Genomic DNA, 15615 nt, shown 5'->3' with positions numbered 1-15615 from the left:
CGCGGTATTACGTGCTTACGCTTGAACGACCGGGATGTTGGCGTTGGCTGCGATTTCACGGAATTCGGCGATCTGGTCGAAGCTCAGGTAGCGATAGACATCGGCTGCCATGCTGTCGATCTTGCCCGCGTACTCCATGTATTCCTCGACGGTCGGCAGGCGACCCAGGATCGATGCAACGGACGCCAGCTCAGCCGAAGCCAGGTAAACGTTCGCGCCATCGCCCAGACGGTTCGGGAAGTTACGGGTCGATGTCGAGACCACAGTGGAGTTCGGCTCAACGCGTGCCTGGTTACCCATGCACAGCGAGCAGCCCGGCATTTCCATGCGCGCACCGGCTTTGCCGTAGATGCCGTAATAGCCTTCTTCGGTCAGCTGATGGGCGTCCATCTTGGTCGGAGGCGACAGCCACAGACGCGTTGGCAACTGGCCCTTGACCTGATCCAGCAACTTACCCGCGGCGCGGAAGTGGCCGATGTTGGTCATGCACGAACCGATGAACACTTCGTCGATCTTCTCGCCAGCGACGCTGGACAGCAGACGGGCGTCGTCCGGGTCGTTCGGCGCGCAGAGCACAGGCTCCTTGACGTCGGCCAGATCGATTTCGATGACTTCGGCGTATTCAGCGTCAGCATCGGCTTCCAGCAGCTCAGGGTTGGCAACCCAGGCTTCCATCGCCTGAGCACGACGCTCCAGCGTACGTGGGTCGCCGTAGCCTTCGCCGATCATCCAGCGCAGCAGGGTGATGTTCGACTTCAGGTACTCGGCGATCGACTCTTTCGACAGCTTGATGGTGCAACCGGCAGCGGAACGCTCGGCCGATGCGTCAGACAGTTCGAACGCTTGCTCGACGGTCAGGGTTTCCAGACCTTCGATCTCCAGGATGCGACCCGAGAAGGCGTTTTTCTTGCCTTTCTTCTCGACGGTCAGCAGGCCTTTCTGGATCGCGTAGTAAGGGATCGCGTGAACCAGGTCGCGCAGGGTGACGCCCGGTTGCAGCTTGCCTTTGAAGCGAACCAGGATCGACTCCGGCATGTCCAGCGGCATGACGCCAGTGGCAGCGGCGAAGGCGACCAGACCGGAACCGGCCGGGAACGAAATACCGATCGGGAAGCGGGTGTGCGAGTCGCCACCGGTGCCGACGGTGTCCGGCAGCAGCATGCGGTTCAGCCAGCTGTGGATGATGCCGTCGCCCGGACGCAGCGAAACGCCGCCACGGGTCATGATGAAGTCAGGCAGCGTGTGGTGGGTCTTGACGTCGATCGGCTTTGGATAAGCGGCGGTGTGGCAGAAGGACTGCATCACCAGATCGGTGGAGAAGCCCAGGCACGCGAGATCTTTCAGTTCGTCACGGGTCATCGGACCTGTGGTGTCCTGAGAGCCGACGGTGGTCATCTTCGGTTCGCAGTAGGTGCCCGGACGAATGCCGTCGGTGCCACAGGCCTTGCCGACCATCTTCTGCGCCAGGGTGAAGCCTTTGGTGCTGGCAGCAGGGACTTCTGGCAGCTTGAACAGGGTCGAAGGCGGCAGGCCCAGCTCGGCGCGCGCCTTGCCGGTCAGGCCACGACCGATGATCAGCGGAATACGGCCGCCAGCGCGAACTTCGTCCAGCAATACTGGCGTTTTCAGTTCGAACGTGGTGATGACTTCGTCACTGTCGTGCTTGGTGACTTTGCCTTCGTACGGGTACACGTCGATGACGTCGCCCATGTTGATGCTCGACACATCGAATTCGATAGGCAGTGCGCCCGCATCTTCCATGGTGTTGTAGAAGATCGGAGCGATCTTGCTGCCGAAGCAGAAGCCGCCGGCGCGCTTGTTCGGGACGTAAGGAACGTCATCACCGAAGAACCACAGCACCGAGTTGGTCGCCGATTTACGCGAGGAACCGGTACCGACCACGTCACCGACGTAGGCGATAGGGAAACCTTGACCGCGCATTTCTTCGATCTGCTTCATCGGGCCGATGGAGCCTTGCACGTCAGGCACGATGCCGTCGCGGGCCATTTTCAGCATGGCCAGGGCGTGCAGCGGGATATCCGGGCGCGACCAGGCATCAGGCGCAGGCGACAGGTCGTCGGTGTTGGTTTCGCCGGTGACTTTGAAGACGCGCAGGCTGATTTTCTCGGCCAGGGTCGGGCGCTTCTGGAACCACTCGCCGTCAGCCCAGGACTGCAGCACGGCTTGAGCGTGTGCGTTGCCGTTCTTGGCTTTTTCCGCGACGTCGTGGAAGGCGTCGAACATCAGCAGGGTGTGCTTCAGTTGCTCAGCGGCGACCGGCGCAAGCTCGGCGTCGTCCAGCAGATCGACCATGGTGACGATGTTGTAGCCGCCCTGCATTGTGCCGAGCAGCTCGACGGCGCGCTTCTTGTCCAGCAGAGGGGAAGTGACTTCGCCCTTGGCCAGAGCGGAGAGGAAACCGGCTTTGACGTAGGCAGCTTCGTCAACTCCAGGTGGAACGCGATTGGTGATCAGGTCAAGCAGGACAGCTTCTTCGCCAGCCGGTGGGTTTTTCAGCAGCTCGACCAGGCCTGCGGTTTGTTCGGCGTTAAGCGGCTGGGGCACGATACCCTGGGCGGCACGCTCTTCGATGTGTTTACGGTAGGCTTCAAGCACAGTATTACCCTCATCAGTGGTCCCAAATGGGTGTCCGGGACGCTCATCCGGAAAAGGTCCGCGACCGTGCATGTCAAAACTTTTTGAGTTTCTTGGCAGGAAGCTGACGATTTCCAACAGAAGCTGTTTTCAAAGTTTTACGCCTGCATGAGCGGTTCGGCGGAGGGGACGCAGGCGAGCCTGCGTCGTGGAACCGTCTGCGGGGTAGGCTTTCAAGGAAAGCCCTGACTGTGCTCGTGACGCTTTGAAAACAGCTTCCAACGGACATTGGCGCCTTAAAAGGCCCGGTGATTCTACGGCAAAAAAAAACTAAAGGTAAGTTAGCCCCTACATCTTCAGGGGTGTACCGCGTTAGACAAAGGGCTAACATGCGGGCTCGTTTTGTCCGCCGCCGTGTCTTCCCGCCATGCCCAACCACATCATCAAAACGCCCTGCGTGGGGCTGTGTTCCACCGTCTACGGCGACCTGGTGTGTCGCGGCTGCAAGCGTTTTCATCACGAGGTCATTCACTGGAATGGCTACAACGAAGATGAAAAGCGAGCGGTGTGGTTACGCCTGGAGCAACTGCTGGTGCAGGTCATGGCGGCAAAAGTCGAAGTGTTCGATCCCCACAAGCTGCGCCTGCAACTGGAACAACGCAAGATCCGCTTCGTGCCGCAGCAGTCCGAATACTGCTGGGCCTATCAGTTGATCGCTCGCGGCGCGCGCGTCATCAATCAGCTGGACGCCTACGGCATGGTGTTGCTGCCTGAATTCCGCGACTGGTCGCTGCCCGAATTGCGAGATGCCATTGATCGGGAATTTTTCCTGCTCTCCGAAGCGCACTACGAACGCTATATCGCGCCAGGCTTTCTTAAGGACGCCATGGGCGGGGTTTGATCACGCCAGATGCACTGCGGGGCGCGCTTGTCGGCGATTGTGCCAGTCGCCAGCCCATCAACCCTTCGCCAGCGCCTCTTCCAGGTGCTTGAGTATTTCCTCGCTTTTGAGCACCAGCACGTCACTTTCCAGTGAGTCGAGCACCACTTCTGCAGTATTGCCGATCAACGCGCCGGAAATGCCTGTCCTGCCCACCGTACCGATCACCGTCACCGCGGCTTTGAGATGATGCGCCGTGTGAGGAATCAAGACGTCCGCTGGCCCTTGAGCGATATGCAGGTGGCTGTCGTCGACGTTGAATTCGGCCTGGAACGCCCGGCATTGCTCGCGATATTGCGCTTCGACGTCCGTTGACAGCGGGTAGACCGGGTCGGCGGCGGACAGCATGGGGGAGGGATGAGCGGTGATGACATGCAGGTCAATGCCCGTAAGGCGGGCCAGGTCATAGCCGTACTGAACGATGCTGTGATGCAGGGCGCAATGCTCGCCATCCGGATTCCCCACGTCGACCGCTGCCAGCACGGGCGAACCTTTCCACGGTCGGTCGGTTTTGACCAGCAACACCGGGCACGGGCAGTAGCGCAGCAGCTTCCAGTCATCGGGCGTCAGCAGCGCCTTCTTCAGGGGGCTGTCGGGGAAATGCTGTTTGATGACCAGATCCGAGCCTTCGGCCTGCTGCACGTTGATGATGGTCTGGTGCACACTTTCATGCCAGTCCTGCTGGGCGGTGACATTGAAGTCCTCGGCGAGCAGGTCGTGCTTGAGCGTCGTCAGCAACTCGGCATGGTTGGAGTGTTTGTCACATACCAGCAGATGCAGGCTCGCCCCAGTGTGATCGGCGAGCAGGCAGGCCCTGCGGATGGCCAGGCTTTCAGCCTGATCGGTTTCGGCGTCGGGCTCGATGACGACGAGAATCCTGCGAATCGATTGCATGAGCTGATCTCCCCTGAAAGGCGTCCCGAAACCTTCGGTCATCGGCGCCTGTTGACTCTTCCTTTTTCACTTGCCGTTTCACCTGCCATTTCACTATAGATGCCTGCGCTCACTCAGGGAGCTGATCAGGTTCAGCCTTTTGATGCGTCCAAGGCTGGTTCTGCCCGGCAGGCCCCGTATAATGCTGCGCCTTGCCCAGCCAGTCAGTTGTGAACTCATGCAGATTTATCCAGAAGTCGACGCCTTCCTGCTTTGCCCCACCCCGGACAGTTGGGTTCAGGCGGCCCTGCGCAATCTCGACATTCTGTTGATCGACCATGCGAACAACGAAAAGAAGGCCGCGGGCGCCGCTTTTCAGTTCATGTTCCAGTACAACGACAAGTTCGACCTGCTGGCGAAGATGTCGCGCCTGGCCCGGGAAGAACTGCGTCATTTCGAACAAGTGATCGGCATCATCAAAAAGCGTGGCATTCCGATGGCCAACATCAGTTCGGCGCGTTACGCCGGGTCGCTGCGCAAGCGGGTGCGCAACCACAATCCCTATCGCCTGACCGATGCATTGATCGTCGGCGCCATCGTCGAGGCGCGCTCATGCGAGCGGTTTGCTGCGCTGGTGCCACATCTGGATGCGGACCTGTCGAAGTTCTACGCCAGCCTGTTGAAGTCCGAAGCGCGGCACTTTCAGGACTATCTGAAGCTGGCCTACACCTATGGCGACGAGGCCGACGTGGACGCCAAGATCGAAGAAATCCGCCTGGCCGAACGCGAACTCATCGAAAGCCCGGATGAAGACTTCCGCTTCCATAGCGGCGTGCCGGCGTTTTAGACCCTTCTCTTTTGATCAGGCGCTTCGTGCGCCTGTCCGCCATTCGCCCTGCGCCAGCGTGACTGGCGACATCCCTCGAATCTGCATTCGGCAAGCACGCTTGTCTGAAACTTTGCATCCTAAAAAATGTTTCATTGTGTGTTAGCTGCCTAGGCAGTTATATTTTCACTCACTTACTGCCTAGGCAGATAATTGGTGACTATCAATGGCGCATTTCACCCCCGAAAATTTCCAGGACAGCCTGCTGGGCATGCTTCTGGGCCGCACTGAACAACTGAAAAACCGCATCCTCGACAAGCATCTTGAGCCGCAGGGCGTGACTGCCCAGCAGTTCAAAGTGTTGATCATGATCGCCAGATTCGGTGCCGAAGCGCCTGCGGATCTATGCCGCATGCTCTCGCTGGACAGTGGTTCGATGACCCGCATGCTGGACCGTCTGGAGCAGAAAGACCTGCTCGCCCGCACGCGTTCGGAAGTGGATCGTCGGCAGATCCGGCTGGTGCTGACCGAGGGCGGCAAGGCGCTGTCCGATCTGCTCCCGCAGATTGGCGCTCAGGCGATGAACGAGATGGTCGGCGTGCTGGACGACAGCGAACTGGCCATGCTGGAAAAGATCCTCACCAAGATTCTGGTTGCCTCGGCCGATCCCATCACGCTCGCCAGGATTGCCGAACGATGAACATTCAACGCAAACAGGGCGCTGCCTTGCGCACCTCTCTGAGCCTGATTTTCGGGGCGATGGTGCTGGCCGGTTGTGCCAGTTCCAAAGGCCTGGACACTGAAGGCGTGGGTCTGGACGCTAACACGTTGCAGGCCGGACAAAGCCTCAAGGGCGTCAATCTGTCCGCCGCGGCCTGGCCTCGGCCGGATTGGTGGACCAGCCTGGGCGACCCGCAACTCAACGGCCTGATCACCGAGGCCCTGCGTGACAGCCCTGACATGCAGATCGCGTCTGCGCGCAGCCATCAGGCCAGTGCCGCCGCCTACGCCGCCGACGCTGACCGGATGCCGACGGTCGATGCCGACGCCAGTGTCAGCCGCTCGCGTCTGGCCCGCGATCAGGACCCGTTGGGGCAGGGCAGCCGTTACAGCACTTTGCGCAGCCTGAGTGCGAACTTCAATTACAACTTCGACTTGTGGGGCGGACAGCGTGCCGCGTGGGAAGCGGCCCTTGGCCAGGCCCGCGCCAGCGAAATCGACCAGCGCGCGGCGCAATTGACGCTCGCCGCCGACGTCGCACGCGCCTACAGCGATCTGGGGCAGGCCTACGTGGTGCGCGATCTGGCCGCCGAAGACCTCAAGCGCACACGCCAGTTGCTGGAACTGGGCGCACGGCGCTTCAAGTCCGGGATCGACAGCGAATACCAGTACCAGCAGACCGAAAGTCTGGAAGCCGGCTCCCGCGAGGCGCTGGTCGATGCAGAAAAACGCCTGCGCTCGGCGAAGATCGCGTTGGCCGTGTTGATGGGCAAAGGCCCGGATCGCGGCGAAGAGCTCGTTCGGCCCAATGTTCTGAAGCCTGCTGTGGTGGCGTTGCCATCGGTGGTGCCGGCCGAGCTGTTGGGTCGTCGTCCTGATCTGGTGGCGGCGCGCTGGAGGGTCGAGGCGGCGAGCAAGGACATCGTTGCCAGCAAGACCAACTTCTACCCGAACCTCAATCTGAGCGCGTCGGCAGGCGTGGAGTCGCTGTTGGGCGATGCGATGTTCGGCTCGGCCAGTCGCTTCTTCAATGTCGCGCCGACGGTTTCGCTGCCGATCTTCGACGGCGGCCGTCGACGCGCCGATCTTGATGCGCGCGATGCCGATTACGACCTCGCGGTCGCGCAGTACAACAAGAGCCTGGTGCGCGCCTTGGGCGATGTCAGCGACAACATCGGGCAGTTGCGCGCGATCGGTGCGCAGATCGACGCGCGCCAGCAGGCGACAGACGTTATTCAGAAGTCCTTCAACACCGCCACTCAGCGCTATTCGTCCGGCATCGGCAACTACCTGGATGTGCTGAGCGTCGAGCAACAACTGCTGCAGTCGCAGCGCCAACTGGCTGATCTCAACGCGGAACGAATCGATCTCTCGATCCAGTTGATGCAGGCCCTGGGGGGAGGCTTCGAAGAAAGCAGACCCGGCGAAAACGCCGCCCCGGCTGTCCCGTCAACTGCTTCGCTGACCCATTAAGGTACTCGTCATGGCCACTGCCGATAACGAAAACAACGCTGCAAACGAACAAAAGGACGCTCAGGGCCAGAATGCCCAGAACGCCGCAAAGGACTCGCAGGACTCCGGTAACAAACAAGGCCAGCCGGCCCGTAATCCCCGCAAGCGCAAATGGCTGCTGGTGGGCCTTGCGGTGGTTGTGGTGCTGGCCGGTCTTGGCGTCTGGGGCTGGTACGAGATGTACGGCCGCTGGTACGAGAGCACCGATGACGCCTATGTCAACGGCAACGTGGTCGAGATCACGCCGCAGGTCACCGGCACCGTCGTCAGCATCGGCGCCGATGATGGTGATCTGGTCCGCGAAGGGCAGGTTCTGGTTCAGTTCGACCCGAACGATGCGGAAGTCGCGCTGCAAAGCGCCGAGGCCAACCTGGGTAAAGTGGTGCGTCAGGTCCGGGGCTTGTACAGCAACGTGGACGGCATGAAAGCCCAGCTGGCCGCGCAGCGCGCCGAAGTGCAGAAGGCTCAGGACAACTATAACCGTCGGCGCAATCTGGCCGCCGGCGGAGCGATTTCCCAGGAAGAGCTGTCCCACGCCAAGGACGACCTGACCAGTGCGCAGAACGCCTTCAACAACATCCAGCAGCAACTGGCGACCAGCACCGCGCTGGTGGACGACACGCAGGTTTCGTCGCATCCGGACGTCAAGGCTGCCGCCGCTCAGTTGCGTCAGGCCTACCTGAACAGCGCGCGCAGTACGTTGATCGCGCCGGTCACCGGTTATGTCGCCAAACGTACCGTGCAGTTGGGGCAGCGGGTTCAGCCGGGCACGGCGCTGATGGCAGTGATTCCGCTGAATCAGCTGTGGATCGACGCCAACTTCAAGGAAACCCAGCTGGGCCAGATGCGCATTGGCCAGCCTGTGGACATCGAAGCTGACCTGTACGGCAGTGAAGTCAAGTACAGCGGCACGGTGGACAGTGTCGGTGCCGGCACCGGTAGCGCATTCGCGCTGCTGCCCGCGCAGAACGCCACCGGCAACTGGATCAAGATCGTGCAGCGCGTCCCGGTGCGGATTCACATCAATCCCGACGAGCTGGCGCAGCATCCTTTGCGCATCGGCCTGTCGACGGTCGTCGATGTGAACCTGCACGACCAGAGCGGCCCGGTCCTGGCGCAGCAGCCGCCCAAGCAGGCGTCGTTCACCACAGACGTCTACGTCAAGCAACTGGCTGATGCCGACACGCTGATCGCACGCCTGATCCACGAAAACAGCGCATCGGCTCCCGGCAAGACGGCCCAGCGCTGACCTATGGCTCCGGCCTTGGCCGGAGCGACATTTGAGTGTCAAAGGATGTGCGATGAGTAACAACGCTCCCGCTTCTTTTACGCCGCCAAGCCTGTTGTTGACGACGATAGGCCTGTCGCTGGCGACCTTTATGCAGGTGCTCGACACCACGATTGCCAACGTCGCGCTGCCGACGATTTCCGGCAACCTCGGGGTGAGTTCGGAGCAGGGCACGTGGGTCATCACCTCTTTCGCGGTCAGTAACGCGATTGCCTTGCCGCTGACCGGCTGGCTCAGTCGGCGTTTTGGTGAAGTGAAGCTGTTCATCTGGGCCACGCTGCTGTTTGTGATGGCCTCGTTTCTCTGCGGAATTTCCACCTCGATGCCTGAACTGGTGGGTTTTCGGGTCGTACAGGGCGTCGTCGCCGGGCCGCTTTATCCGATGACGCAGACGCTGCTGATCGCGGTCTATCCGCCCGCGAAACGGGGGATGGCACTGGCACTGCTGGCGATGGTGACGGTGGTGGCGCCGATTGCCGGGCCGATCCTCGGTGGCTGGATCACCGACAGTTACACCTGGCCGTGGATCTTCTTCATCAACGTGCCGATCGGTTTGTTCGCCGCGTTCGTGGTGCGCACGCAAATGGCCGCCCGCCCGGTCAAGACCAGTCGTCAGCCGATGGATTATGTGGGCCTCATCACCCTGATCATTGGTGTGGGCGCCCTGCAGATCGTGCTCGACAAGGGCAATGACCTGGACTGGTTCGAGTCGAATTTCATCGTCATCGGCACGGTCATTTCGGCCATTGGCCTGGCGGCGTTCGTGATCTGGGAAATGACCGATGACCATCCGGTGGTCAATCTGCGGCTGTTTTCCTATCGCAACTTCCGGGTCGGGACGATCTGTCTGGTGTTCGGTTATGCAGGGTTTTTCGGCATCAACCTGATCCTGCCACAGTGGTTGCAGACGCAAATGGGCTACACGCCCACCTACGCGGGGCTGGCTGTGGCGCCGATCGGCGTGCTGCCGGTGCTGGCCTCGCCGTTCGTGGGTCGATATGCGCACAAGTTCGACCTGCGCCTGCTGGCAGGGCTGGCGTTTCTGGGCATCGGCATGAGCTGCTTCATGCGCGCGGACTTCACAAGCCAGGTCGACTTTACCCACATCGCGCTGGTGCAGCTGTTCATGGGGGCGGGCATTGCGCTGTTTTTCATGCCGACGCTGAGCATTCTGCTATCGGACCTGCCGCCCTCACAGATTGCCGACGGCTCGGGGCTGGCGACGTTCTTGCGGAACCTGGGCGGCAGTTTCGCGGCGTCGTTGACGACCTGGATCTGGATCCGCCGGGCCAACCAGCACCACGCGTACCTCAGCGAGAACGTCAACAGCTATGAGCCGACGACGCGGCATGCGCTGGAAACGTTGGGTGGGGCGAGCAATCAGGCCTATGCGCAGCTCGACAGCATGGTCACCAGTCAGGCGTACATGATGTCCACCGTTGACTACTTCTACATGATGGGCTGGATATTCCTGACGCTGATTCTGATCATCTGGCTGGCCAAACCTCCGTTTACTGCCAAGGCCGGACCTGGCGGCGGGCATTAAAAAAGGCGCTTCCACTCGGGAAGCGCCTTTGTGCCACTCAGACGACGGACAGGCTCAGCGGATTTTTCCTTCGCTCGCTGTCAGCTCTTCCTTGTCGAAGTCATCCACGTCGATCACCTTGCGCCGTGCTGCTTCCGCCTCGCGCAGCGTCTGCGCCTCGGCGGCTTGCAGCACGCCGGCATTCAACGCCGCATCGATCACATGCTCGCCGCCCGCCGCTTTGACCTGACCACTTTTCACGCCGTGATGCAGTTTGCCGTGCAGGCTTTTCGCGGCACCGAGCAGGTCGCTTGCGTGTTGCAACGCGCCGACAGGATCGTCTGCCGAGGTCGGGCGATAGCAGCCGGCGAGCAGCGACTCCAGCGCCGGATCCCCTTTGGCGCGGCCGAGAATGTCGGCGACGTCGGCGTCGAGCAGGTCCGAAGGTCCCTTGTGGCGCCGGCCGAACGGGAAGACGATGACCCGCAACATCGCCCCGAGCACGCGGTTCGGGAAGTTGCTGAGCAGCTCATCGAGTGCGCGTTCCGACTCACCCAGCGCTTCCTCCATCGACCAGCGGAACAAAGGAACCAGTGCATCGGGATGCTCCAGGTCGTGGAAGCGCTTGAGCGCCGCCGACGCCAGATACAGATGACTGAGCACATCGCCCAAGCGCGCTGACAGGCGTTCGCGGCGCTTCAACTCGCCGCCCAGCAGCATCATGCTCAGGTCAGCGAGCATGGCGAAAGCCGCGGCCTGACGGTTGAGTGCGCGGAAATAACCCTGGCTCAGACGGTCCCCCGGCATGCGTTCGAAGTGGCCGAAACCAAGATTGAGCACCAGCGTGCTGGCGGCATTACGCACGGCGAAACCAATGTGCTGCAGCAGCAGGCCGTCGAACTCAACCACCGCGCGGTCCTGGTCTTCACGACCGGCCAGGGCCATCTCCTTGAGCACGAACGGATGGCAACGGATCGCGCCCTGGCCGAAGATCATCAGGTTGCGCGAAAGAATGTTGGCGCCTTCCACGGTGATGAAGATCGGCGCCCCCTGCCACGAACGGCCCAGATAGTTGTTCGGGCCCATGATGATGCCTTTGCCGCCATGCACGTCCATGGCGTGGGTGATGCACTCGCGACCGCGTTCGGTCAGGTGGTATTTGAGAATCGCCGACAGCACGGACGGCTTTTCCCCGAGGTCCACGGCGTTGGCAGTCAGCATGCGCGCGCTGTCCATCAGCCAGGCGTTGCCACCGATGCGAGCCAGCGACTCCTGGATGCCCTCGAAGGCTGCCAGCGGCACGTTGAACTGCTGACGGATCTGCGTGTACTGACCGGTCACCAGACTGGTGTATTTGGCGGCACCGGTGCCGACCGCCGGCAGGGAGATCGAGCGTCCCACCGACAGGCAATTCATCAGCATCATCCAGCCCTTGCCGAGCATGGCCTGCCCACCGATCAGGTATTCCAGTGGAATGAACACGTCCTTGCCCGAATTGGGGCCGTTCATGAAGGCGGCGCCAAGCGGCAAGTGGCGGCGACCGATTTCCACGCCCGGTGTGTCGGTGGGGATCAACGCCAGACTGATGCCCAGGTCTTCTTCTTCGCCCAACAGATGCTCAGGGTCGTACGCCTTGAACGCAAGGCCGAGCAGCGTGGCGACCGGGCCAAGCGTGATGTAACGCTTCTCCCAGTTCAGGCGCAGGCCGATGACTTCTTCGCCTTGCCACTGACCCTTGCAGATGATGCCGGTGTCAGGCATCGCTCCCGCGTCCGAACCTGCCAATGGGCCGGTGAGGGCGAAACACGGAATGTCTTCGCCGCGCGCCAGGCGAGGCAGGTAGTGGTTGCGCTGTTCGTCAGTGCCGTAATGCAGCAGCAATTCGGCTGGCCCCAACGAGTTGGGCACCATGACGGTCGAGGCGAGGTCGCCGCTGCGGGTCGCCAGTTTCATCGCCACCTGCGAGTGTGCGTAGGCCGAAAAGCCTTTGCCGCCATACTCTTTCGGGATGATGAGGGCGAAGAAACCGTGTGCCTTGATGTGCGCCCAGGCTTCGGCGGGCAAGTCCATGGCCTGACCGATTTTCCAGTCGCTGACCATCGCGCACAGCTCTTCGGTAGGGCCATCGATGAACGCTTGTTCTTCTTCGGTCAGGCGGGATTTCGGATAGCTGAGCAGCGTGTCCCAGTCCGGACGGCCGCTGAACAGCTCACCGTCCCACCAGACCGTGCCCGCATCGATCGCGTCGCGCTCGGTTTCGGACATCGGCGGCAACACTTTCTGAAACCAGGCGAACATCGGCGCGCTGAAATGTTTGCGGCGCAGGTCCGGCAGAGCCAGCGGCAGCGCGACGGCCAGCCACAGCAACCAGGGAATGATCATCCAGCCATGGGCATGACTGAAGGCGCCCATCGCCAGCAGGTAAACCGCGACGATAGCCAGCGCGGGAAAGGGGGCGACACGTCGATGCGCCAACAGCGCCACGCCGATCACCAGAACAACGATCCACAACAACAGCATAAACAGCCCTCCTTGATGATGACGCTTCGAGCGCCATCGGCAACGCAGTCGGCCGCTCTGGCCCGCGCATCGATAGTGACCCCGTGCTGTCATGGGAGTTCGAGGGCTGGCCGATGCAGGCGAGGGTGTGGCTCGAACACCCGCATCGGGCAGCGTTGCAACCGTCGGGCGCGGTGAAGCGACCGGCTCGTTCCCACAGGCCATGCGGCTGCTTTGAAATCAGCGTTCCCCGGCGTCGATGGTTTAGACTGTCGCCCGCCGGTATAGCCACTTACTGCTGTTTTCCAGCGCGGGAGAATAAAAAACATGCTGAAGATCTGGGGCCGCAAGAATTCCTCCAACGTGCGCAAGGCGTTGTGGATCGCTGAGGAACTGGGGCTGCAATACGAGTCGATCAACGCAGGCGGTGCGTTCGGCGTCAACGATCAGCCTGAGTACCTGAGCAAGAATCCCAATGGCGTGGTGCCGATGATTGAGGATGGCGACTTCGTGTTGTGGGAGTCGAACGCCATCGTTCGTTACCTGGCCGCCCAGTACGGCGCGCAGACTGCGCTGTACCCGGCCGAACCCAAGGCCCGCGCGCAAGCGGACAAATGGATGGACTGGACCACGTCAACCTTCGCCGGCCCTTTCCGGACGGTGTTCTGGGGCGTGCTGCGGACACCGGCCGAGCAGCAGGACTGGGCGCAGATCAACGTCGCGAAGGTCACCATCGAAGGGATGTTGCGCATCGTCGACAAATGCCTGGCGACCCAGCCTTACCTGTCCGGCAGCGCGTTCGGCATGGGCGACATTCCGCTGGGCAGCTTTATTTATGCCTGGTTCGAGATGCCGATTGAACGCATCGAGTTGCCTCATCTCAAAGCCTGGTATGAGCGTCTGCAGCAGCGCGAGGCGTACCGCAAGGCGGTCATGACCGCGCTGACTTGAAGCTGACCGCGTTGCATTGATAAGTACTATCAATATATCTCGCTGTACTTGCGGGGTGTCGGCAAGCAACATTGCCGACGCCGCCCATGCAACCCCTCAGCGGACGCGGCGGTTTTAACTTTTGTATTCGTGAGTCTTTCCTTTTTCCTTTCTATTGGTGTGTTTTCAGTCATGAGTTCAGCTCTGTCCATCCGGCAGCTAACCAAGACCTACGGCAACGGTTTCCAGGCCCTCAAGGGCATCGACCTGGACGTCGCCGAGGGTGATTTCTTCGCATTGCTCGGCCCCAATGGCGCCGGCAAATCCACAACCATCGGCATCATCTCGACGCTGGTCAACAAGACCGGCGGCACGGTCAACATCTTCGGTCATGACCTGGACCGCAATCCGGCGCAGCTCAAGCGCTCGATCGGCGTGGTGCCGCAGGAATTCAACTTCAACCAGTTCGAAAAGACTTTCGACATCGTCGTGACCCAGGCCGGTTATTACGGCATCCCGCCGAAGATCGCCAAAGAACGCGCCGAGCAGTACCTCACGCAGTTGGGCCTCTGGGACAAACGCAATGTGCCGTCGCGCTCGTTGTCAGGCGGCATGAAGCGTCGTCTGATGATCGCCCGCGCGCTGATTCACGAACCGCGCTTGCTGATCCTCGACGAACCCACCGCCGGCGTTGACATCGAGCTGCGTCGTTCGATGTGGACATTCCTCACCGAGCTGAACGAGAAGGGCATTACCATCATCCTCACCACGCATTATCTGGAAGAGGCTGAACAGTTGTGCCGCAACATCGGCATCATCGATCACGGCACGATCATCGAAAACACCGGCATGAAGACGCTGCTCAACAAGCTGCACGTCGAGACCTTCCTGCTGGACCTCAAGGACCCGATGCAGACCGCACCGCAGCTGGCGGGATACCCGTCGCGGCTGGTGGACAGCCATACGCTGGAAGTGCAGGTCGACAAAACCGTGGGGATTACCGCGCTGTTCGGTCAACTGGCCCTGCAAAACGTTCAGGTGTTGAGCCTGCGCAATAAAACCAACCGCCTCGAGGAGTTGTTCGTGGGCCTGGTAGAAAAGAACTTGTCGAAGGTGGCGGTATGAGTTCGGAGCTGCGCCCCAACCTGATCGCCATGAACACCATCGTCTATCGCGAAGTGCGTCGCTTCATGCGCATCTGGCCGCAGACGCTGCTGCCGCCCGCGATCACCATGGTGCTGTACTTTGTCATCTTCGGTAACCTGATCGGCCGGCAAATCGGTGACATGGGCGGCTTCACGTACATGCAGTACATCGTCCCGGGCCTGATCATGATGTCAGTGATCACCAACTCTTACGGCAACGTGGTCTCGAGCTTTTTCGGCGCGAAGTTCCAGCGTTCGGTAGAGGAGCTGATGGTGTCGCCGGTGTCGCCACACACGATCCTGATCGGCTACACCATCGGCGGCGTGCTGCGCGGGCTGGCGGTGGGCGTGATCGTGACGATCCTGTCGATGTTCTTCACCGATCTGCAGGTTCATCACTTGGGCGTCACCGTGGTGGTCGTGGTGCTGACGGCGACGATCTTCTCGCTGCTGGGCTTCATCAACGCCGTGTTTGCGCGCAACTTCGACGATATCTCGATCATCCCGACGTTCGTGCTGACGCCGCTGACCTACCTGGGCGGCGTGTTCTACTCGATCAACCTGCTGCCGCCGTTCTGGCAGACCGTATCGCTCGCCAACCCGGTGCTGCACATGGTCAATGCCTTCCGCTTCGGCATCCTCGGGGTGTCCGACATCAAGATCAGCATCGCGCTGGCCTTCATGGTTGTGGCCACCATCGTCCTGTATCTGGGCTGCGCGCGGTTGCTGGTCAGCGGGCGCGGGATGCGTCAGTAACGTTCC

At 61.1% G+C, this 15615-nt stretch carries 12 protein-coding genes; 9 read left to right on the top strand and 3 right to left on the bottom strand.

Features of this window, described 5'->3' with window-relative positions; all coding sequences use genetic code 11:
• Positions 1 to 15: 15 nt before the first annotated feature.
• Positions 16 to 2616, bottom strand: a complete 2601-nt coding sequence (gene acnB / locus AAGQ88_RS19255) for a bifunctional aconitate hydratase 2/2-methylisocitrate dehydratase (RefSeq protein WP_285426013.1) — start codon at positions 2614 to 2616, stop codon at positions 16 to 18.
• Positions 2617 to 3022: 406 nt separating this feature from the next.
• Here acnB and AAGQ88_RS19250 point away from each other — a divergent pair, with 406 nt between their 5' ends.
• A complete protein-coding gene (locus tag AAGQ88_RS19250) occupies positions 3023 to 3496 on the top strand; it encodes a DUF1289 domain-containing protein (protein WP_093464099.1) in 474 nt (157 codons plus the stop codon).
• Positions 3497 to 3553: 57 nt separating this feature from the next.
• Here AAGQ88_RS19250 and AAGQ88_RS19245 read toward each other — a convergent pair whose 3' ends face one another.
• Positions 3554 to 4429, bottom strand: a complete 876-nt coding sequence (locus AAGQ88_RS19245) for a universal stress protein (protein WP_342653281.1) — start codon at positions 4427 to 4429, stop codon at positions 3554 to 3556.
• A 217-nt stretch (positions 4430 to 4646) separates the two neighbouring features.
• On the opposite strand from AAGQ88_RS19245, the gene miaE reads away from it, so the two are divergent.
• The 5 genes from miaE (at position 4647) to AAGQ88_RS19220 (ending at position 10300) form a co-directional block, all read left to right on the top strand.
• Positions 4647 to 5255: a tRNA isopentenyl-2-thiomethyl-A-37 hydroxylase MiaE gene (miaE, locus tag AAGQ88_RS19240; protein WP_285426011.1), complete on the top strand. Its 609-nt coding sequence runs from the start codon at positions 4647 to 4649 to the stop codon at positions 5253 to 5255.
• 205 nt (positions 5256 to 5460) lie between these two features.
• Positions 5461 to 5934 carry a MarR family transcriptional regulator gene (locus tag AAGQ88_RS19235; RefSeq protein WP_093464101.1) on the top strand — a complete coding sequence of 158 codons (474 nt, stop codon included), beginning with the start codon at positions 5461 to 5463 and terminating at the stop codon, positions 5932 to 5934.
• Positions 5931 to 7427: an efflux transporter outer membrane subunit gene (locus tag AAGQ88_RS19230; RefSeq protein ID WP_342653280.1), complete on the top strand. Its 1497-nt coding sequence runs from the start codon at positions 5931 to 5933 to the stop codon at positions 7425 to 7427. The genes AAGQ88_RS19235 and AAGQ88_RS19230 overlap by 4 nt, the downstream gene beginning before the upstream one ends.
• Positions 7428 to 7437: 10 nt before the next feature.
• The gene (locus tag AAGQ88_RS19225) at positions 7438 to 8715 is read left to right on the top strand and encodes an HlyD family efflux transporter periplasmic adaptor subunit (RefSeq protein WP_342653279.1); all 1278 of its coding nucleotides are present in this window, start codon (positions 7438 to 7440) and stop codon (positions 8713 to 8715) included.
• Positions 8716 to 8767: 52 nt separating this feature from the next.
• Positions 8768 to 10300, top strand: a complete 1533-nt coding sequence (locus tag AAGQ88_RS19220; RefSeq protein ID WP_285426008.1) for a DHA2 family efflux MFS transporter permease subunit — start codon at positions 8768 to 8770, stop codon at positions 10298 to 10300.
• Between the two features lie 54 nt (positions 10301 to 10354).
• On the opposite strand, the gene AAGQ88_RS19215 is transcribed toward AAGQ88_RS19220, so the two are convergent.
• A complete protein-coding gene (locus AAGQ88_RS19215) occupies positions 10355 to 12799 on the bottom strand; it encodes an acyl-CoA dehydrogenase (RefSeq protein ID WP_342653278.1) in 2445 nt (814 codons plus the stop codon).
• Positions 12800 to 13105: 306 nt separating this feature from the next.
• Between AAGQ88_RS19215 and AAGQ88_RS19210 the strand changes: the two genes are divergently transcribed.
• From AAGQ88_RS19210 to AAGQ88_RS19200, 3 genes are all read left to right on the top strand, one after another.
• Positions 13106 to 13729 (top strand): glutathione S-transferase, encoded by a 624-nt coding sequence (locus AAGQ88_RS19210; RefSeq protein WP_342653277.1) that lies wholly within the window; start codon positions 13106 to 13108, stop codon positions 13727 to 13729.
• Positions 13730 to 13900: 171 nt separating this feature from the next.
• The gene (locus AAGQ88_RS19205) at positions 13901 to 14833 is read left to right on the top strand and encodes an ABC transporter ATP-binding protein (protein WP_093464117.1); all 933 of its coding nucleotides are present in this window, start codon (positions 13901 to 13903) and stop codon (positions 14831 to 14833) included.
• Positions 14830 to 15609, top strand: coding sequence for an ABC transporter permease (locus AAGQ88_RS19200; protein ID WP_093464120.1), 780 nt, complete (start codon positions 14830 to 14832; stop codon positions 15607 to 15609). Before AAGQ88_RS19205 ends, AAGQ88_RS19200 begins: the two co-directional genes overlap by 4 nt.
• The last annotated feature ends 6 nt before the right edge of the window (positions 15610 to 15615 follow it).

The sequence above is a fragment of the Pseudomonas sp. F3-2 genome (genome assembly GCF_038804275.1).
In the GTDB taxonomy this organism is placed as follows: domain Bacteria; phylum Pseudomonadota; class Gammaproteobacteria; order Pseudomonadales; family Pseudomonadaceae; genus Aquipseudomonas.
The sequence above is the reverse complement of the archived record's forward strand: the minus strand, read 5'-3'. Positions and strand labels throughout refer to the sequence as shown.

What these genes read in the sequence shown, in the direction of transcription:
- AAGQ88_RS19220 (WP_285426008.1), top strand. Translation starts at nt 8,768, where the DNA reads ATGAGTAACAACGCTCCCGCTTCTTTTACGCCGCCAAGCCTGTTGTTG.
- AAGQ88_RS19225 (WP_342653279.1), top strand. Translation starts at nt 7,438, where the DNA reads ATGGCCACTGCCGATAACGAAAACAACGCTGCAAACGAACAAAAGGAC.
- AAGQ88_RS19200 (WP_093464120.1), top strand. Translation starts at nt 14,830, where the DNA reads ATGAGTTCGGAGCTGCGCCCCAACCTGATCGCCATGAACACCATCGTC.
- AAGQ88_RS19230 (WP_342653280.1), top strand. Translation starts at nt 5,931, where the DNA reads ATGAACATTCAACGCAAACAGGGCGCTGCCTTGCGCACCTCTCTGAGC.
- miaE (WP_285426011.1), top strand. Translation starts at nt 4,647, where the DNA reads ATGCAGATTTATCCAGAAGTCGACGCCTTCCTGCTTTGCCCCACCCCG.
- AAGQ88_RS19215 (WP_342653278.1), bottom strand. Translation starts at nt 12,799, where the DNA reads ATGCTGTTGTTGTGGATCGTTGTTCTGGTGATCGGCGTGGCGCTGTTG.
- AAGQ88_RS19235 (WP_093464101.1), top strand. Translation starts at nt 5,461, where the DNA reads ATGGCGCATTTCACCCCCGAAAATTTCCAGGACAGCCTGCTGGGCATG.
- AAGQ88_RS19250 (WP_093464099.1), top strand. Translation starts at nt 3,023, where the DNA reads ATGCCCAACCACATCATCAAAACGCCCTGCGTGGGGCTGTGTTCCACC.
- AAGQ88_RS19210 (WP_342653277.1), top strand. Translation starts at nt 13,106, where the DNA reads ATGCTGAAGATCTGGGGCCGCAAGAATTCCTCCAACGTGCGCAAGGCG.
- AAGQ88_RS19205 (WP_093464117.1), top strand. Translation starts at nt 13,901, where the DNA reads ATGAGTTCAGCTCTGTCCATCCGGCAGCTAACCAAGACCTACGGCAAC.
- AAGQ88_RS19245 (WP_342653281.1), bottom strand. Translation starts at nt 4,429, where the DNA reads ATGCAATCGATTCGCAGGATTCTCGTCGTCATCGAGCCCGACGCCGAA.